This is a genomic window from Mesorhizobium shonense, from assembly GCF_040545255.1.
In the GTDB taxonomy this organism is placed as follows: domain Bacteria; phylum Pseudomonadota; class Alphaproteobacteria; order Rhizobiales; family Rhizobiaceae; genus Mesorhizobium; species Mesorhizobium shonense.
In genome coordinates this window covers 139,384-158,555 of the sequence record NZ_JBEPLM010000005.1, presented here as the reverse complement: position 1 = coordinate 158,555, position 19,172 = coordinate 139,384, and the positions used below count along the sequence as shown (strand labels likewise).

General features: G+C 65.0%; 15 protein-coding genes. 14 read left to right on the top strand and 1 reads right to left on the bottom strand.

What is annotated here, in order from left to right:
• Nucleotides 1-5 precede the first annotated feature (5 nt).
• From murG to ABID26_RS15430, 14 genes are all read left to right on the top strand, one after another.
• Entirely contained in the window at nt 6-1,130 is a 1,125-nt protein-coding gene (gene murG, locus ABID26_RS15495) for an undecaprenyldiphospho-muramoylpentapeptide beta-N-acetylglucosaminyltransferase (RefSeq protein WP_292299625.1), read from the top strand.
• Nucleotides 1,127-2,533 carry a UDP-N-acetylmuramate--L-alanine ligase gene (gene murC, locus ABID26_RS15490; RefSeq protein ID WP_292299626.1) on the top strand — a complete coding sequence of 469 codons (1,407 nt, stop codon included), beginning with the start codon at nt 1,127-1,129 and terminating at the stop codon, nt 2,531-2,533. The genes murG and murC overlap by 4 nt, the downstream gene beginning before the upstream one ends.
• Nucleotides 2,530-3,495, top strand: a complete 966-nt coding sequence (murB, locus tag ABID26_RS15485; protein WP_292299627.1) for a UDP-N-acetylmuramate dehydrogenase — start codon at nt 2,530-2,532, stop codon at nt 3,493-3,495. The genes murC and murB overlap by 4 nt, the downstream gene beginning before the upstream one ends.
• Nucleotides 3,496-3,805: 310 nt before the next feature.
• A complete protein-coding gene (locus ABID26_RS15480; protein WP_292299628.1) occupies nt 3,806-4,732 on the top strand; it encodes a D-alanine--D-alanine ligase in 927 nt (308 codons plus the stop codon).
• Complete coding sequence (locus tag ABID26_RS15475; protein WP_292299629.1) at nt 4,720-5,661, top strand: cell division protein FtsQ/DivIB; 942 nt, start codon at nt 4,720-4,722, stop codon at nt 5,659-5,661. The genes ABID26_RS15480 and ABID26_RS15475 overlap by 13 nt, the downstream gene beginning before the upstream one ends.
• Entirely contained in the window at nt 5,658-6,965 is a 1,308-nt protein-coding gene (ftsA, locus tag ABID26_RS15470) for a cell division protein FtsA (protein WP_126099430.1), read from the top strand. The genes ABID26_RS15475 and ftsA overlap by 4 nt, the downstream gene beginning before the upstream one ends.
• Nucleotides 6,966-7,033: 68 nt before the next feature.
• The gene (ftsZ, locus tag ABID26_RS15465) at nt 7,034-8,689 is read left to right on the top strand and encodes a cell division protein FtsZ (protein WP_292339872.1); all 1,656 of its coding nucleotides are present in this window, start codon (nt 7,034-7,036) and stop codon (nt 8,687-8,689) included.
• Nucleotides 8,690-9,043: 354 nt separating this feature from the next.
• Entirely contained in the window at nt 9,044-9,991 is a 948-nt protein-coding gene (gene lpxC, locus ABID26_RS15460) for a UDP-3-O-acyl-N-acetylglucosamine deacetylase (protein WP_292299631.1), read from the top strand.
• Nucleotides 9,992-10,191: 200 nt separating this feature from the next.
• Nucleotides 10,192-11,061 (top strand): outer membrane protein assembly factor BamD, encoded by an 870-nt coding sequence (locus tag ABID26_RS15455; RefSeq protein ID WP_126099433.1) that lies wholly within the window; start codon nt 10,192-10,194, stop codon nt 11,059-11,061.
• 8 nt (nt 11,062-11,069) lie between these two features.
• A complete protein-coding gene (recN, locus tag ABID26_RS15450; RefSeq protein ID WP_354415934.1) occupies nt 11,070-12,743 on the top strand; it encodes a DNA repair protein RecN in 1,674 nt (557 codons plus the stop codon).
• Between the two features lie 242 nt (nt 12,744-12,985).
• Nucleotides 12,986-15,193, top strand: coding sequence for an NAD-dependent DNA ligase LigA (gene ligA, locus ABID26_RS15445; protein ID WP_292299633.1), 2,208 nt, complete (start codon nt 12,986-12,988; stop codon nt 15,191-15,193).
• The gene (locus tag ABID26_RS15440; protein WP_292299634.1) at nt 15,193-15,879 is read left to right on the top strand and encodes a DUF2461 domain-containing protein; all 687 of its coding nucleotides are present in this window, start codon (nt 15,193-15,195) and stop codon (nt 15,877-15,879) included. Before ligA ends, ABID26_RS15440 begins: the two co-directional genes overlap by 1 nt.
• Nucleotides 15,880-16,084: 205 nt before the next feature.
• Entirely contained in the window at nt 16,085-16,813 is a 729-nt protein-coding gene (locus ABID26_RS15435; protein ID WP_126099437.1) for an AzlC family ABC transporter permease, read from the top strand.
• On the top strand, nt 16,810-17,106 hold the full coding sequence (locus ABID26_RS15430) for an AzlD family protein (RefSeq protein ID WP_126099438.1): 297 nt from the start codon (nt 16,810-16,812) through the stop codon (nt 17,104-17,106). The genes ABID26_RS15435 and ABID26_RS15430 overlap by 4 nt, the downstream gene beginning before the upstream one ends.
• Nucleotides 17,107-17,321: 215 nt before the next feature.
• On the opposite strand, the gene ABID26_RS15425 is transcribed toward ABID26_RS15430, so the two are convergent.
• On the bottom strand, nt 17,322-19,166 hold the full coding sequence (locus tag ABID26_RS15425; protein WP_292298582.1) for an aminopeptidase P family protein: 1,845 nt from the start codon (nt 19,164-19,166) through the stop codon (nt 17,322-17,324).
• Nucleotides 19,167-19,172: the final 6 nt, after the last annotated feature.

Here is a 19,172-nt window from a genome sequence, read left to right as displayed (position 1 = left end):
GCGGGATGTCGAGAGGTGTCATCCTGCTTGCGGCCGGCGGAACGGGTGGACATCTGTTCCCGGCAGAGGCGCTCGCACATGAGCTGATCGAGCGCGGCTGGGAGGTGCATCTTGCCACCGACCGCCGCGCCGAGCGCTACTCCGGCCACTTTCCCGCTGCCGACATTCACTCGATCCCTTCGGCCACGCTTGGCTCGAAGAATCCGATCGCTATGCTTTCGGCCTTCTGGACGATCTGGCAAGGCGTGCGGCAGGCCGGTCGGGTAATAGCCAGAATCAAGCCCGATGCCGTCGTCGGCTTCGGCGGCTACCCGACGCTGCCGCCGCTCTACGCGGCAACCCGACGCAAGGTGCCGACGCTGATCCATGAGCAGAACGCCGTGATGGGCCGCGCCAACAAGGCGCTCGCCAGCCGCGTCGATGCCATTGCCGGCGGCTTCCTGGCGGAGAGTGAAAGCGCTGCCGGTGCCAAGACCGTGACGACCGGCAATCCGGTCAGGCCGCAGGTGCTGGAAGCGGCGAAAATCTCTTACACAGCACCCACAGACGGTGAGCCGTTCCGCCTCCTGGTGTTCGGCGGCAGCCAGGGCGCGCAGTTCTTCTCCGACGCCGTGCCGGCGGCGATCGCGCTTCTGCCCGAAGCGCAACGCAAACGACTGGCGATCACGCAGCAGGCGCGCGCGGAAGACGTGGCGCGGGTCAAGGCCGCCTACGCCAATCTTGGCGTCGACGCGCAGGTCTCGCCCTTCTTCACCGACATGGCGGCGCGCATGGCGTCGGCGCATCTGGTGATGTCGCGCTCCGGCGCCTCGACCGTATCGGAGATTGCCGTCATCGGCCGCCCCGCGCTGCTGGTGCCTTATCCGCATGCGCTCGACCATGACCAAGCGGCCAACGCCGCGGCACTTGCCGCCGCCGGCGGGGCTGAGGTGCACCCACAATCCACGCTTTCGCCCGAGGGCATCGCTGCGCTCCTTGACGGGCTGTTGGGCAACCCCGACAGGTTGACGGCGATGGCCACGGCCGCCCGCTCGGCCGGAAAACCCAACGCGGCACGGTTGCTCGCCGATCTGACAGAGGCTATTGCGTCCGGCAAAACGGTTTCGGACTACAGGAGGACGCGCGCATGAAGATGCCGCAGACGATCGGCCTCGTGCATTTCATCGGCATCGGCGGCATCGGCATGAGCGGCATTGCCGAAGTGCTGCACAATCTCGGCTACAAAGTGCAGGGTTCGGACCAGGCGGACGGCGCCAATGTGCAGCGGCTGCGCGATAATGGCATCGAGTGCTTCGTCGGCCACAAGGCCGAGAATATCGGCGACGCCGAAGTCGTGGTGGTGTCGACGGCGATCAAGAAATCCAACCCCGAACTCAAGGCCGCGCGGGAGAAACTACTGCCGATCGTGCGGCGCGCCGAAATGCTCGCCGAGCTGATGCGCTTCCGCCAGGCGGTCGCCATCGGCGGCACGCATGGCAAGACGACGACCACTTCGATGGTGGCGACTTTGCTCGAAGCCGGCGGGCTGGACCCGACCGTCATCAATGGCGGCATCATCAACGCCTATGGCACCAATGCCCGCATGGGCGACGGCGAGTGGATGGTGGTCGAAGCGGACGAGAGCGACGGCACCTTCCTCAAGCTGCCGGCCGATATCGCGGTCGTCACCAATATCGATCCCGAGCATCTTGACCACTATGGCAGCTTCGACAAGGTGCGCGAAGCCTTCCGTCAGTTCGTCGAGAACGTGCCGTTCTACGGCTTCGGCGTGATGTGCACCGACCATCCCGAGGTGCAGGCGCTCGTCGGCCGCATCGAGGACCGGCGCGTCATCACCTATGGCGAAAACGCGCAGGCCGACGTGCGCTTCGCCAATCATCGCATGGACGGGGCAGTATCGGAGTTCGACGTGGTGATCCGCGACCGCAAGGGACGTGGCTCGACGACGATTAAGGACCTGCGGCTGCCGATGCCGGGACGGCACAATGTCTCCAACGCGACGGCGGCGATCGCGGTCGCGCATGAGCTCGGCCTGTCGGACGAAGCGATCAAGAAGGGCCTTTCGTCCTTCGCCGGCGTCAAGCGGCGCTTCACCCACACCGGCTCCTGGAATGGGGTCGAAGTGTTCGACGACTATGGCCACCATCCGGTTGAGATCGCAGCGGTGCTAAAGGCCGCGCGGGGGGCAACCAAGGGCCGCGTCATCGCTATAGCCCAGCCGCACCGCTTCACCCGGCTGCACGATCTGTTCGAAGAGTTCTCCGTCTGCTTCAATGATGCCGACACGGTGATGGTGGCGCCGGTCTATCCGGCCGGCGAGGAGCCGATCGAAGGCGTTTCATCGGACGCGCTGGTGTCGCGCATCCGCGCCGGCGGTCACCGCGACGCGCGCTATATCGAAGGTCCGGCGGCGGTCGCTCCGGCCATCCGCGACCTTGCCAAGCCCGGTGACTTCGTCATCTTCCTTGGCGCCGGCAACATCACGCAGTGGGCCTACGCCCTACCCAAGGAACTTGGGGGAACACCCTCATGATGCGCGGCCAAGCCCTGATCGACAAACTCGGTGACAAGCTAGCCGGCCTGCGCGGCCGCATCACCCCCAATGCCGAGATGGACAAGATCACCTGGTTCCGCGCCGGCGGCCTGGCTGAGGCGCTGTTCCAGCCGGCCGACGAGGAGGACCTCGCGGCCTTCCTGCGCGGCGTGCCGGAGGAAATCCCGCTCACCGTGGTCGGCGTCGGCTCGAACCTTCTGGTACGCGACGGCGGCATTTCCGGTTTCGTGGTGAGGCTTTCGGCCAAGGGCTTTGGCGAAGCCGAAGCCACCGGGCCGACCACGATCAAGGCGGGCGCGGCGACGCCGGACAAGCGTGTCGCAGCGGTCGCGTATGAGGCCGGCATCGGCGGGCTCCATTTCTACCATGGGATTCCGGGCGCCGTCGGCGGGGCGCTGCGGATGAATGCGGGCGCCAATGGCGTCGAGACGCGCGAGCGCGTGGTCGAGGTGCGGGCGCTCGACCGTACGGGCAATGTCCATACGCTCAGCAATGCCGATATGGGCTATGCCTATCGTCATTCGTCGGCGCCGGGCGGACTGATCTTCACCTCGGCCACCTTCGAAGGCGTTCCGGAAGACAAGGCGGCGATCAAGGCGGCGATGGACGCCGTGCAGAACCATCGCGAGACGGTGCAGCCGATCCGCGAGAAGACCGGCGGCTCGACCTTCAAGAATCCCGAAGGCACCTCGGCCTGGAAGGAGATCGACAAGGCCGGCTGCCGCGGGCTGATGATCGGCGGCGCGCAGATGTCGCCGATGCATTGCAACTTCATGATCAACACCGGCACCGCGACCGGCTACGACCTCGAATATCTCGGCGAGACGGTGCGGGCGCGGGTGCTCGAGAATTCGGGCATCCGGCTGCACTGGGAGATCAGGCGGCTGGGCAACTTCCGGCCGGGTCATGAGGTGCAGGAGTTTCTGGGGCAGCTTCTTTAGCCCGCTGCGGTGTTCAAGTAGTGCTTGAACTTGCATGGTCGGCGAAGCCGTCAAGCGTTGCTGCAAAGACTCAACAACACACTTTTCTGACCTGTTTTCGCGGAAAGTGAATCTCTCGGAATCATAGGCACTTGCCAGGGAATCAACTCTCTGATTCTCTGCCCTAAAGCGTTTCCTGATTTGAGTCGTTTGACGCGTTACCCGCGTTTTCCGTCTGGGGGGCAACCTGCCGGAAGACTCGGACTCACTATGCGGGAATGTTGCGTGCGGAAATATCGGTTGCGGGCCCGGCGTGAGAGGGGATGACGGGATGAAGAAAAAGCATGTGGCTGTTCTCCTGGGGGGATTTTCCTCGGAACGGCCCGTGTCTCTGTCCTCGGGGAAGGCATGTGCGGATGCGCTCGAGAATGAAGGCTATCAGGTCACCCGGGTCGATGTTTCGCGCGATGTCGGGTCTGTGCTTGCCGAGCTCAAGCCCGATGTCGCCTTCAATGCGCTGCACGGCCCGTTCGGCGAGGACGGCACCATCCAGGGAATTCTCGAATATCTCGGAATTCCCTACACCCATTCGGGTGTGCTCGCTTCGGCTCTGGCTATGAACAAGGAGCAGGCCAAGAAGGTCGCCAGGGCGTCCGGCATTCCGGTCGCGGAATCGAAGGTGGTCAACCGCTTCGCGGTCCAGAACAAGCATCCGATGAAGCCGCCCTACGTGGTGAAGCCGGTCAACGAGGGCTCGAGCTTCGGCGTCGTCATCGTGCATGAGGGGCAGTCGCATCCGCCGCAGGTCATCGGCTCGTCCGAGTGGCAGTATGGCGAGATCGTCATGGTCGAGCGTTACATCCATGGGCGCGAACTGACCTGCGCGGTGATGGGCGACGTGGCGCTCGGCGTCTGCGAGATCATTCCGACCGGGCATTCCTTCTACGACTACGATTCAAAGTACGTGCCTGGCGGATCAAAACACGAAACCCCTGCAAAAATTTCACCGAATATTTACCAAAAAATACAGACACTGGCCCTCAAGGCTCATCTTGCTATCGGTTGCCGGGGCGTCTCCCGGTCGGACTTCCGTTACGACGATCGTCACTCCGAAAACGGCGAGGTTGTCTGGCTCGAGATCAACACCCAGCCGGGCATGACGCCGACGTCTCTGGTGCCTGAAATCGCCGCGCAAGCGGGACACTCGTTCGGCGATCTGTTGAGTTGGATGGTGGAGGACGCTTCGTGTCTGCGTTGAGGTGGGGACAGGGCAAGGCCGGCGGGGCTGGACCCGCGCTGTTCGGTGTGCCGCTGTCGTTCGACCATTTCGTTTTGCCGCGCCAGCTTCGCCGGCCGGTGCGTGTGCTTGCCCGTCTCTGCGGCGGCGAGTGCGAGGCGCCGCGCTTTTCCGCCGCGATCCTTTCGGCTGCGTTGTTGGCTTCATCCGGTGCCTATGGCGCCTATCTCGGCGGTTATAGCGACAGCATCGTGCAGGGCGTGACGGCCCGAACCGGTTTTGCCGTCGACCAGATCAAGGTCGTCGGCAACCGCCAGACGTCCGAGATCGACATACTGGACCGGCTCGGCCTCGACGGCTGGACTTCGCTGATCGGTTTCGACGCCGAGGCCGCGCGCGAGCGCATCGCGACGTTGCCCTGGGTCGAGGTTGCGGCGGTGCGCAAGATCTACCCGCATACGCTGGAGGTGCGCGTCGAGGAGCGCGAGCCCTTCGCGCTTTGGCAGCAGGGCAATTCGCTTTCGGTGATCGAGCGGTCGGGCAAGGTGATCGCGCCGTTCTCGGGCGGCAAGGAAGCGCTGCTGCCGCTGATCATCGGCACGGGCGCGCCGGCCGAGGCGCCGGAGTTCCTGGAGAAGATCAAGCGTTATCCCGAGCTCGCGGCGCGGGTCAAAGGCTATATCCGCGTCGGCGAGCGGCGCTGGGATATCAAGCTCGAGAACGGCATCACGGTGAAGCTGCCGGAAGACGATGAGGATCAGGCGATCGCCGAACTCGTCAAGCTCGACCAAGACAACGGGCTTCTGACGCGCGACATCGCCGCCGTCGACATGCGGCTCACCGATCGGCTGGTGGTGGAGCTGTCGCCGGAGGCCGCGACGCAGCGCGAGGCCGCGCTCAGCGAAAAGCCGAAGAACCTGACGAAGCGCAAGCCGGAGACGAAGATATGAGCTGGCTTGGCGGCAGCGGCGATGCTTCTTCGCGCCGGTCGGGCACGCTTACGGTGCTCGATGTCGGCTCGAGCAAGGTTTGCTGCGTGGTGGCGAAGCTGAAGCCGCGCGACGACGGCAAACTTCTGCGCGGGCGCTCGCATCGCATCCAGGTGATCGGCATCGGCCATCAGAAATCGCAGGGCGTGAAGTCGGGCGTGGTGATCGATCTCGACCGCGCCGAGCATGCCATTCGCCTGGCTGTCGACGCGGCCGAGCGCATGGCCGGGCTTACCGTCGATTCCCTCATCGTCAACATGACGGCCGGCCGGCTGAAGAGCGAAGCCTTCTCGGCAACCATCAATCTCGGCGGGCATCAGGTCGAGGAAGCCGACATCAAGCGCGTGCTTGCCGCCGGCGCCAAGCAGGCGCTGCGGGCCGAGCGGGAGGTGGTTCATTCGCTTCCCGTCGGCTTCTCGCTCGATGCCGAACGCGGCATGCGCGATCCGCGCGGCATGGTCGGCGACGCGCTCGGCGTCGACATGCACGTGCTGACCGGCGATGCCGCGCCGATGCGCAATCTGGAGCTCTGCATCAATCGCTCGCACCTGTCGGTTGAGCGCATGGTGGCGACGCCTTATGCCAGCGGCCTTGCGGCGCTGGTCGACGACGAGCTCGAAATGGGTGCCGCCTGCATCGACATGGGCGGCGGTACCACGACGATCTCCGTGTTCTCGGAAGGCAAGTTCGTGCATGGCGACGCCATCGCCATCGGCGGCAACCATGTGACGCTCGACATGGCCAAGGGTCTGTCGACCTCGCTCGATGCCGCCGAACGCCTGAAGGTGATGCATGGCTCGGCGCTGCCCGGCAGCGCCGACGACCGCGACCTGGTCTCCATCCAGCCGATCGGCGAGGAAGGCGAGTTGCCGTTGCAGATACCGCGCTCGGTGATGACGCGCATCATCCGCGCGCGCATCGACGAGACGCTGGAGCTCTTGCGCGACCGGCTGAACAAGTCCGGCTACGGCAACGCCGTCGGCAAGCGCGTCGTTCTCACCGGCGGCGCCAGCCAGTTGGCCGGCCTGCCGGAGGCGGCGCGCCGCATCCTCGGGCGCAATGTGCGCATCGGCCGGCCGCTCGGCGTGGCGGGCCTGCCGGAAGCGGCCAAGGGGCCGGCGTTTTCGACCCCGGTCGGACTTCTGATCTATCCGCAGATGGCGAGCTTCGAGAGCCATTCGGCGAAAGGAATTTCCGGTTTCAGGATGACCGGAACGGGCGGAAAACTGCATCGCATGAGTCAGTGGTTGAGAGACAGTTTTTAATTTGACGGGGACAGCCCCATAGGCGGCCGCAGCGGCGAGGCGGCGGGAAAGGCAAAAGGACGGAGACAATGACCATTAATCTGCAAAAGCCGGACATCACCGAGCTGAAGCCACGCATCACCGTTTTCGGCGTCGGCGGCGGCGGCGGCAACGCGGTCAACAACATGATCACAGCCGGCCTGCGCGGCGTCGAGTTCGTGGTGGCCAACACCGACGCGCAGGCGCTGACCATGTCGAAGTCCGAGCGGCTGATCCAGCTCGGCGCGCATGTCACCGAGGGTCTTGGCGCCGGCTCGCAGCCGGAAGTCGGCCGCGCGGCGGCGGAAGAATGCATCGACGAGATCATCGATCATCTCTCCAACACGCATATGTGCTTCGTCACCGCCGGCATGGGCGGCGGCACCGGCACCGGCGCTGCTCCGGTTGTTGCCCGCGCGGCGCGCGAGAAGGGCATCCTCACCGTCGGCGTCGTCACCAAGCCGTTCCATTTCGAAGGCCAGCGCCGCATGAAGACGGCCGACATGGGCATCGAGGAACTGCAGAAATGCGTCGACACCCTGATCGTCATCCCCAACCAGAACCTGTTCCGGCTGGCCAATGACAAGACCACCTTCGCCGACGCCTTCGCCATGGCCGACCAGGTGCTCTATTCGGGCGTCGCCTGCATCACCGACCTGATGGTCAAGGAAGGCCTGATCAATCTCGACTTCGCCGACGTCCGCTCGGTGATGCGCGAAATGGGCAAGGCGATGATGGGCACCGGCGAAGCTTCGGGCGAGGGCCGCGCAATGGCCGCGGCGGAAGCCGCCATCGCCAACCCGTTGCTCGACGAGACCTCGATGAAGGGCGCCAAGGGTCTGCTGATCTCGATCACCGGCGGCCGCGACCTGACCCTGTTCGAGGTCGACGAGGCCGCGACCCGCATCCGCGAGGAGGTCGACCAGGATGCCAACATCATCCTCGGCGCCACCTTCGACGAGGAGCTGGAAGGCGTTATCCGCGTTTCGGTGGTCGCCACCGGCATCGACAAGTCGGCTGCCGAAATCGCCGCGGCGCCGATCTCGATCCGCGCGCCGCAGAAGCCGGTCGCCCGTCCCGTGCCGCCTGCTCAGGAAAGCCGTCCCGCACCGGTTCAGCAGCAGGCTTACGAACCCCGCGCCGTCGATCCGGTCGCCGAAGCGATCCAGCTTGCCGAGGCCAACGCCGCCGCGATGGCGCAGCCGCGCCCGGCACCGGTCGACGACTTCCGCCCGCAGAGCAAGATCTTCCAGGCTCCGCCGGCGCAGCCGCAGCCCCAGCCGGCGGTGCAGCATCAGGTTGCGCAGCCCGCGCCGCAGCGCGAGATGCCGCAGCCGATGGCCGCCGCGCCGCAGCGCATGCCGCGCGTGGAGGACTTTCCGCCGGTCGTGAGGGCAGAAGTGGAAGCCAAGAGCCGTCCCGCGGACCATGAGAACAGCGGTCCGATGGGGCTGATCAAGCGGCTGACGAACGGATTGACCCGTCGCGAGGAAGAGCCGGCCCGGCTCCAGCCGGCGCAGCCGCGCGAACCGAAACTGCGCCAGGCGGCACCGGAAATGCGCCGCCTCGCCAGCCAGGACCCGCAGCTCTACGCGCCGCGCCGCGGCCAGCTCGACGACCAGGGCCGCCTCACGCCGCAGAGCCGCACGGTCCAGGAAGACGATCAGCTGGAGATTCCGGCATTCCTGCGCCGCCAGGCCAACTGATCGATGCGGCGGAGCACTGATCGTTAACGATATATAACGGTTGTTAACAGGCAGGCGAGAGATCGCCTGCCTGTTTTTGTTAAAAACCATTCTAAAACAGTACGTTATAAGCGTTTTCTTGATCGAGGCCGCGGTTACACAGGGAAAGAAACCGTGATTTGGAGTCTCCCGGACGGGCCATTATCTTCCGCTTGGACTAAAGTCGGTTTGCCGGGATTCGGGGAGTTGGCCCTGCCTGCCGATCATTTCAGAGCCGCTGCCTTGTTCATTTGCCGCATTTTCGCGGACGCCAGTGACCTATCTGGCTGAAAATGCTCAAGAGGCTGACAAGGCGGACGCAGGCAGCTAGGGCTTATGGGGTTTGTCTTGCACGACTATCAGACGACAGTTAAGGCGCGCGCGACGCTGACCGGCACGGGCGTGCACAGCGGCGGGCCCGTCACCGTTCATTTCCTGCCGGCCGACGCCGACACCGGCATCGTGTTCCACCTTTCGAATGGCGGCGAGGACCGCGAGTTCCGCGCGCTGGTCTCCGAGGTCGGCGCCACCGATCTTTGCACCATGCTAGGCGACCCGGCCGGCGAGCACATCGGAACCGTCGAGCATCTGATGGCGACGGTGTTCGGACTTGGTATCGACAATCTCATCATCGAGATCGACGGCTCGGAAGTTCCCATTCTCGACGGCAGCGCGGTTGCCTTCGTCGAGGCCTTCGACCAGGCCGGCATCGAGACGCTTGCGGTCAAGCGCCGCTATATTCGCGTGGTCAAGCCGGTCCGCATCGAAGCCGGCGCCTCCTGGGCGGAGTTCCGCCCCTATGACGGCACGCGGTTCGAGGTCGAGATCGATTTCGAGAGCCCGGCCATCGGCCGCCAGCTCTTTGCGTCCGACATCAACCCCGACATCTTCCGCCGCGATATCGCGCGGGCCCGCACCTTCGGCTTCATGAAGGATGTCGAGCGGCTGTGGGCCGCCGGCTACGCGCTTGGTTCGTCGCTGGAGAACTCGCTGGTCATCGGCGACGACAACCGCGTCATCAATGTCGGCGGGCTGCGCTATCCCAACGAATTCGCGCGCCACAAGACGCTCGACGCCATGGGCGATCTGGCGCTGGCCGGCGCGCGCTTCATCGGCTGCTTCCGTTCCTATCGCGGCGGTCACCGGATGAATGCGGCGGCGCTCCGCCGGCTGCTGTCCGATCGCACGGCGTTCGAGATCGTGGAGACGCGGCGCCGCGAGCGCGGTCGGGTTGCCGAAATGATCGCCGTCAGCGGGCCGGTCTACGCGCCCTGGGTGATCTGATTCTTAACGATTTTCTGGCTTGTAGCGAAGCTTGTGTTGCACAAGTGCATCAGGAGTCCCTGAAATTTTGCAGAGGTGAGGGCGGCGCCAAACCGCCACAAAAATGTGCGATTGGCCGGACATAGCGTTGCCGGGCAAGGGGATAATGGTTTATGGCTGCGGCCCGGACCGAAACGACGCCGAAAGGGCGGGATCCAAACATGTTTTTTTCGCGAGTTGGTCAATCGGTAGCGCCGCGTCGGGCCGCCCTGCTGGCGCTGTCGGTGGTTGCTCCCGCGCTCGTGCTGTCGGCCTGTATGTCGTCCGAGAAGGATGTCAACCTGGCGACCTATGTCGACCAGACCGAGCCGGCTGACGTGCTTTACAACCAGGGCCTGGCCAACATGAATGCCGGCCGCCTCGATGAGGCGAGCAAGAAGTTCGATGCCGTCGACCGCCAGCACCCCTATTCGGAATTCGCCCGCAAATCGATGGTGATGGGCGCCTTCGCCGACTATCGCGCCGGCAATTACGACGAGGCGATCGGTTCCGCCAAGCGCTACCTGACGCTCTATCCGTCGACCGACGATGCCCCCTATGCCCAGTACATCATCGGCTTGAGCTACTACCGGCAGATCAAGGACGTCACCCAGGACCAGAAGGAAGCGCGCCAGACGGTGCAGACCATGCAGGACCTGGTGACGCGCTGGCCGACATCCGAATATGTCGACGACGCCAAGGACAAGATCCGCTTCGCCACCGACCAGCTCGCCGGCAAGGAGATGCAGATCGGTCGTTATTATCTCGAACGCCGCGAGTACATCGCCGCCGTCAAGCGCTTCCGCACGGTGGTCGAGAACTATTCCAACACCCGCCATGTCGAGGAGGCGCTGGCGCGCCTGACCGAGAGCTACTATGCGATGGGTCTGACCTCGGAAGCGCAGACGGCCGCGGCGGTGCTCGGCACCAACTATCCGGACAGCCAGTGGTACAAGGATTCCTACAAGCTCCTGCAGAGCAACGGGCTTCAGCCGCGTGAAAATGCCGGATCGTGGATTTCCAAGGCCGGGAAGCTGATCACCGGCGCCTGACACTCCTGATGCTGTCCAGACTGTCGATCCGCGATATCGTCCTGATCGAGAAGCTGGACATCGACTTCCTGCCTGGACTTTCGGTGCTGACCGGCGAGACCGGCGCCGGCAAATCCATCCTGCTCGACGCGTTGTCGCTGGCGCTCGGCGCGCGCGGCGACGCCTCGCTCGTTCGCCATGGCGCGGCGCAGGGCCAGGTCATCGCCGTGTTCGACGTGTCGCGCAACCATCCGGCGCGCGCGCTGCTTGCCGACAACGACATCGAGGACGACGGCGACATCATCCTGCGCCGGGTGCAAACGGCCGACGGCCGCACCCGCGTCTTCGTCAACGACCAGCCGTCCAGCGTGACCCTGATGCGCGACGTCGGCCGCGCGCTGGTGGAGATTCACGGTCAGCATGACGAGCGCGCGCTCGTCGATCCCGGCGCGCACCGCGAGTTGCTGGACAGTTTCGGCGGCCATCTCGGCGCCGTACGCGGCACGGGCGAGGCCTGGCGCTACTGGCGAAGCTGCGAGCAGGAACTCTCCAGGCACCGCGCCAAGGTCGAGGCAGCGGCGCGCGAGGCCGATTATCTGCGCGCCTCCGTCGCCGAGCTGGCGAAGCTCGATCCGCAGCCGGGCGAGGAGACCGAGCTTGCCGAGCTGCGCGCCCAGATGATGCGCGTCGAAAAGATCGCCTCCGAGATCCACGATGCGCAGGACGTGCTGTCGGGGCCGTCCTCGCCGCTGCCGCAGCTCGCCAGCCTGCTGCGGCGGCTGCAGCGCAAATCAGGGGAAGTTCCGGGCCTGCTCGACGACGTGGTGAAATCGCTGGACGAGGCGATGATCTCACTCGACGCGGCGCAGTCCGGCGTGGAATTGGCGCTTCGCGCCACCGAGTACGATCCGCAGCGCCTGGAAAAGGCGGAGGAACGGCTCTTCTCACTGCGCGCGGCCTCGCGCAAGCACAATGTCGCGGTCGACGACCTGGCGCAGCTGCGCGACACGATGGCGGCCGACCTCGCCGACCTCGATGCCGGCGAGGAGCGGCTGCACGGGCTGGAGAAGCAGGCCGCCGCGGCGCGCGAGGCTTACGACATTTCGGCGGCGCAGCTCTCTTCGCTCCGCCACGCCGCGGCGGCCGGGCTGACCAAGGCGGTCATGGCCGAATTGCCGGCGCTCAAGCTCGAGCGGGCCGAGTTCATCGTCGATATCGTGAGCGATGCCGAAGGCCGCGTGGAAGAGGGCATCGACCAGGTCGAATTCTGGGTGCGCACCAATCCGGGCACACGGCCCGGGCCGATGATGAAGGTCGCCTCCGGCGGCGAGCTGTCGCGTTTCCTCCTGGCGCTGAAGGTGGCGCTGGCCGATCGCGGCTCGGCGCCGACCCTGGTCTTCGACGAAATCGACACCGGCGTCGGCGGCGCGGTGGCCGACGCCATCGGGCAGCGGTTGGCGAGACTGTCGAAGCGGGTGCAGGTGCTTTCGGTCACCCACGCGCCGCAAGTGGCGGCGCGTGCCGCCACGCATTTCCTGATCTCAAAGTCCGGCGGCAAGGACCGTGTCGCCACCGGCATTGCCGAGATGGATCGCGCCGCGCGCCAGGAAGAGATCGCGCGCATGCTGGCCGGCGCCACCATCACCGATGAAGCGCGCGCCGCAGCCGAGCGGCTGCTGCGCGAGAATACGGCCGCCGCTTAAAGCGCGTCGCGCTGAAACGGATTCAGGCGACGCGCTTTAAGCTTTTGTTTTGATGCATGTCGTTGTCCCAGAACCTCGGCACACTTCTGGGCGACATGCATTAGAGCCTGATCTCCCCCGCCTGGAGGATGAGTCAGCAGATGGCTGCATCCTGCTGTTCAGGAATGATTTTTATGCGAGCCGACTCCCTGCCAGCGAATCCTGATTTATAGTGGCCCGCCATAATTCGAGGACCGCGCTTCATGTCGGAAAAATCAATCGAATCGCTGAGCGAAAGCGAGGCCGCGGAGGAATTGAAGCGGCTGGCGGCTGAGATCGCCGAGCACGACCGGCGCTATCACACCGAGGACGCGCCGACGATCTCGGATGCCGAGTATGATGCGCTGGCACGGCGCAACCTTGCCATTGAAGAGCGCTTTCCAGATCTCGTGCGCGAGGATTCGCCATCACGACGGGTCGGCGCGGCGCCTGCGGAAGGCTTTGCCAAGGTGCGCCACGCGGTGCCGATGCTCAGCCTCGCCAAGGCCTATACCGACCAGGACGTCGCCGATTTCATCGAGCGCGGCCGGCGCTTCTTCGATCGCGACAAGGATCTCGACATCGCCTTCACCGCCGAGCCCAAGATCGACGGCCTGTCGGCGTCGCTGCGCTATGTGAACGGCGTGTTCGTGCAGGGTGCGACGCGCGGCGACGGCGCCGTCGGCGAAGACATCACCGCCAATCTCAAGACGATCGCCGATATACCGAAGAAGCTGAAAGGCGCTGACTGGCCCGAGGTCATCGAGATCCGCGGCGAGGTCTATATGACCTATGCCGAATTCGAGGCGCTGAAGCAGCGCTCAGCGGCTATCGGCGGCCAGGACTATGTCAATCCGCGCAACACGGCGGCCGGCTCGCTGCGCCAGAAGGATCCTGCGGTCACCGCCAGCCGCAACCTTAAATTCTTCGCCTATGCTTGGGGTTATACGACGGCGGATCCCGCGCCGACACAGTATGGTTCGGTGCAGAAATTCGCGGAATGGGGTTTTAAGGTCAGCCCGCTGATGGTGCGGGCGAAGTCGATCGCGGAACTCATCGCGCAGTATCACCGGATCGAAGAGCAGCGCTCCTCGCTTGGCTATGACATCGACGGCGTCGTCTACAAGGTCGATCAGCTCGAATTGCAGCGCCGCTGGGGGTTTGTCACCGGCGAACCGCGCTGGGCTGTCGCGCATAAATTCCCGGCCGAGCAGGCGATGACGACGGTCGAGAGGATCGACATCCAGGTCGGCCGCACCGGCACGCTGGCGCCGGTGGCACGGCTGGCGCCGGTGACGGTCGGCGGCGTGGTGGTCGAGAACGTGACGCTGCACAACGAGGACTACATCAAAGGCTTCGACAGCAACGGCCAACCGATCCGCGACGGCATCGATGTCCGCATCGGCGACACGGTGGTCATCCAGCGGGCAGGGGACGTCATTCCGCAGATCGTCAGCGTCGTCATCGGTAAGCGGCCGGCAGACGCAGTGCCTTACGAGTTCCCGCACACCTGCCCGGTTTGCGGCTCGCCGGCAACGCGCGAGATCAACGAGAAGACCGGCAAGGAGGATTCGCGCCGCCGTTGCACCGGCGAACTGATCTGCCCGGCGCAGGCGGTGGAAGGGCTGCGCCACTTCGTGTCGCGCGGCGCGCTCGATATCGAGGGCCTGGGCGCCGAAAACATCGACCTGTTCTTCAATGCCGGATTGGTCAAGACAGCCGCCGACATCTTTACGCTCAAGGATCGCCGGCCCGCCGTCACCAAGGCGCTGGCCGAGCGGCGCGAGGAGCAGGCGAGGCTGCGCGAGGAAGCATCGGGCAAAACGCGCAAGAATGTGCGCAGTGTCGAGGAGCGCAACTACGAAGGGCTCGACAAGTTGTTTGCGGCCATCGATGCGCGCCGCGAGCCGGAGCTGGACCGCTTCATCTTCGCGCTCGGCATCCGCCATATCGGCGAGACGACGGCCGCGGTGCTTGCCCGCCAGTTCTCGACCATCGAGGAGCTGATCCGCGTCGGCAAGGAGACGGCAAAAGCGGATGACCCGCACACCGTGTTCCCATCGATCAACGGCATCGGCGACACGGTGATCGGCGCGTTGCGCGATTTCTTCGGCAACGAGCGCAACGACGACGTGCTCGATGCGCTGCTCGCGCAAGTCCATCCCAAGCCTTACGTCGTCGAGATATCGGCCGACAGCGACGTCTCCGGCAAGACGGTGGTGTTCACCGGCACGCTGGAAAAGATGACGCGATCCGAGGCCAAGGCGATGGCCGAGCGCCTCGGCGCCAAGGTCGCTGGATCGGTTTCTGCCAAGACCGATCTGGTCGTGGCGGGCCCGGGAGCCGGTTCCAAGCTTAAAACAGCGACCGACCTCGGCATCGAGGTGATCGACGAGGACACCTGGCTGCAGCGCATCGGCAGGGGCGGCTGATGGCTGGCGCGTTCAACGGTTTTGGGCAGAAGGCCATCCCGTTCCTGAAGGCGCTCGACTTCCACCAGAGCCGCGAATGGTTCCAGGAAAACCGCGACCTCTACGCAAGCGAGCTTCACGAGCCGTTTTGCGATCTCGTCGAGACGCTGAGCGAACGCTTCGAAGCGGCAAAGCTCGGCTTGCGCGGTGATCGCAAAAGGTCGCTGTTCCGCATCAATCGCGACGTGCGCTTTTCAAAGGACAAGCGTCCCTACAACCGGCATCTGTCGGCCATCCTGTCGCCGGACGGCACCAAGATGGAGCAGGGCGTTTTCTACGTGCATATCGGACTGGAGCGCTGCTTTGCCGGCGTCGCCTGGTGGCAGCCGGGGCCGGAGTTGCTGCAGGCGATGCGCAAGGCGATCGCTGCGAAGCCAGCGGCATTTCGTGGCATGGTGGCGGCGCTGAAGAAGGGCGGTCTCGCGCTCGATTCGGAAGACCGGCTGAAGCGTGCGCCGCGCGGCTTCGAAGACGTCACCGAAGAAGATCTCGCCCAGGCTGTGCGCAACCGGCATTTCGTGGTCCGGCATGACATCGATCCGGCGACGATCTACTCGCCGGCGCTGGTCGACGATCTCGTCGATTTCACCTCGCGCGCCAGGCCGCTGCTCGATTGGGGCAGGGCGATCCAGGGTACGGCCAGATAGCTTGCACTGCCGGCGATCAGTTCCGCTGATCGTCGGCTCAAGCGAATTGGTGTGACAAGCAAGGCGACGCTCCCTACATCAGGCGGCCTAAAGCGCGTCTCCCGAAACGGATTCAGGCGACGCGCTTTAGGTTCTTGTTTTGATGCATGTCGTTGTCCCAGAACCGCTGCGCACTTCTGGGCGACATGCATATGGGAGCAGTTGGATGTCAGCGGAAGCAATCTCCGAAGGCCGTGCGCAGAGCGATTTCTGGGGCGGTGTGCGGCTGTCGATGCCGGTGGTCGTCGCCTCGGCGCCGTTCGCGGTGCTGTTCGGCGCTTTAGCCGTCGACAATGGCTTTTCCGTTCTCGAAGCCTTTCTGATGAGCGCCATGATCTATGGCGGCGCCAGCCAGATGGTGGGCATCGAGCTGTTCGGCCAGCATGTCGCGCCGTGGCTGGTCGTGCTCTCGATCTTCGCGGTGAATTTCCGCCATGTGCTCTATTCCGCCGGCATCGGCCGGCGCATCGCGCATTGGCCGGTGCTGCAGCAGGCGCTCGGCTACTTCATCCTGACCGATCCGCAATATGCCGTGGCCGAGGCGAAGGCTGCCTCAGGCCAACCGGTCGGGTTCGTCTGGTATCTCGGGCTCGGCCTGCCGGTCTACGTGTTCTGGGTGGCTGAAAGCGCGCTCGGCGCGGTGTTCGGCAAGCTGATCCCTGACACCCATGCGCTGGGTATAGATTTCCTGCTGCCGATCTATTTCCTCGGCCTTGTGCTTGGTTTCCGCAAACGGCCGCTCTGGCTACCCGTCGTCGTGGCAAGCGCGGCTGCCTCGATCATCGCCTATAAGACGGTCGGCTCGCCGTGGCACGTCTCCATCGGCGCCATTGCCGGCGTGCTTCTGGCGGTGATCCTGCCGCCCCATCACAGCGGCGTGGGCAAGCGGCCATGAGCACGACCTTCTGGATCATTCTTGCCGGCGCCGTCGCCACCTATCTCACGCGCGTCGGGGGCCACCTCGTCATCTCGCGCTTCGAAAACATCCATCCGCGCGTCGAGGCGGGCTTGAACGCCGTGCCGGCCGCCGTGCTGACGACACTGGTCGCGCCGGCAGCACTGGGCGCCGGACCGGCCGAATGGGCGGCCCTGGTCGTCACGGCGATCGTGTCGCTGCGCGGCGGCCTGATGGCGATGTTTTTGGCCGGCGCTGCGGTGCTGATTCTCGCACGTCAGTTTGTCGGATAGCCTTTATCCTGAATCGCTGGCGCCGCCCCTCATCCGCCTGCCGGCACCTTCTCCCCGTATAGTGACGGGGAGAAGGTGGCAGGCCGCAACGCCGGCGTCCATTCCGCGACGCTGGTAGTTTGCGAAACCGTCAGCGAGAGCGTCTTTCTCCCCGTCACTATACGGGGAGAAATGCCCGGCAGGGCAATGAGGGGCGGCGCCGACTTGTCGAAGGATCAGATCTTGGCGTCGTGCGGCAGCGGCGCGGTGGCTTTTTCCAGCCAGGCCAGCGTTTCGCCGTCCACCATCGGACCGATCTCGGCCAGCACCCGCGCGTGATACTGGTCGAGCCAATGGAGTTCGTCGCGCGTCAGAAGATCGGTGCGGATGAGGCGCTTGTCGATCGGCGCCAGCGTCAGCGTCTCGAAACCGTGCATGGCGATGTCGCCGCCGTCGATCTGCTCCGCCGGCGTCACCAGAACGAGGTTCTCGATGCGGATGCCGTAGGCGCCTTCCTTGTAGTAGCCCGGCTCGTTGGAAAGCATCATGCCGGCGAGCAGTTTTTCGGTGCCGGTGCGGGCGATGCGCTGCGGCCCTTCGTGGACGGCGAGGTAGGAGCCGACGCCATGGCCGGTGCCATGGGCGAAATCGCAGCCATGCTTCCATAGCGCCATGCGGGCGACGGCGTCGATTTCAGAGCCGCGGGTTCCGGCGGGAAAGCGCAGCGTCGAAATGCCGATCATGCCCTTCAGCACCAGCGTGAAGCGCTCGCGCATCTCCTCGCTCGGCTGGCCGATCGGCACGGTGCGGGTGATGTCGGTGGTGCCATCCTGGTATTGCCCGCCGGAATCGAGCAGGAACAGCTCGCCGCTTTGAAGCTTGCGGCTGGTGGCGCGTGAAACGCGGTAATGCATGATGGCGCCGTTCGGGCCGGCGCCGGAAATGGTGTCGAAGGAGACGTCGCGCAGCGGCATCTGCGTTTCCTCGCCCGTCTGCCGGCGCACCTCTTCGAGCCTGGTCACGACGTCGATCTCGTCGAGCGCGCCCGGCTTCTGCCGGTCGAGCCAGCAGAGCAGCTTGGCGACCGCTGCGCCGTCGCGACGATGCGCGGCGCGGCTGCCGTTCACCTCGGCCTGGTTCTTGGTGGCGCGCGGGATGCGCGCGGGGTCGGCGGCCGAAACGACCTTACCGCCATTGCCTTCGACCAGCATCTTCAGCTTTTCCGCCGCCAGCACCGGATCGAGCGCGATTTTTGCGCCACCGTCGGCAAGCCCAGCGATGGCTGCTTCGAACTCGCCTGGATCGTGCAGGTCGGCAAGTTGGGTGAGATAGGCCGCGACCTGGCGCGAGAATTTGCGCGGGTCCATGAAGAGTTGGTGCTTGCCGTCGGCGGCAAGGATGGCAAAGCCCAATGCCAGCGGTGTGTGCGCCACATCGCCGCCACGAATGTTGAACGCCCAGGCGATCGAGGAGGGATCGGTGAGCACCGCATGGGTCGCGCCGTCCTTTTCGATCGCGCCCGCCAGCCGCGCCAGCTTGTCCTTGGCGAGCTCGCCGGCAAAGGCGATCGGGTGGAGCTCCACCGGCGCGCGCGGCGGCTCCGGCTGGTCCTTCCAGATGATGTCGATCGGGTTCTTGTCGAGCGGCACGAGCGTCGCGCCGGACTGCTCGGCCGATGCCTTCAGCGCCTTGATCTCGCCGACCGTGTGCAGCCAGGGATCGAAGCCGAGCCTTGAGCCCTTGCCGAGATTGTCCTTGATCCAGGACGGCGGGGGATTGTCGATGAGGCTCTCGATCGTGAAGATCGTGAGATCGACTTCGCCCCGCACCTGCAGCGTGTAGCGGCCGTCGACGAAGATGAAGGCGCGGTCGCGCAGAATGATGGCGACGCCGGCCGAGCCGGAAAAACCGGTCAGCCATTTCAGCCGCGCCGAGCGGTCGGCGACATACTCGCCCTGATGCTCGTCCGCGCGGGGAACAATGAAACCGTCGAGGCCATTCTCCGCCAGCCATTGGCGCAGCATCGCCACGCGCGGCTTGCCGACGGCCGGATCGCCGGCGGAATCAAAGGTCTGGAACATTTGGGC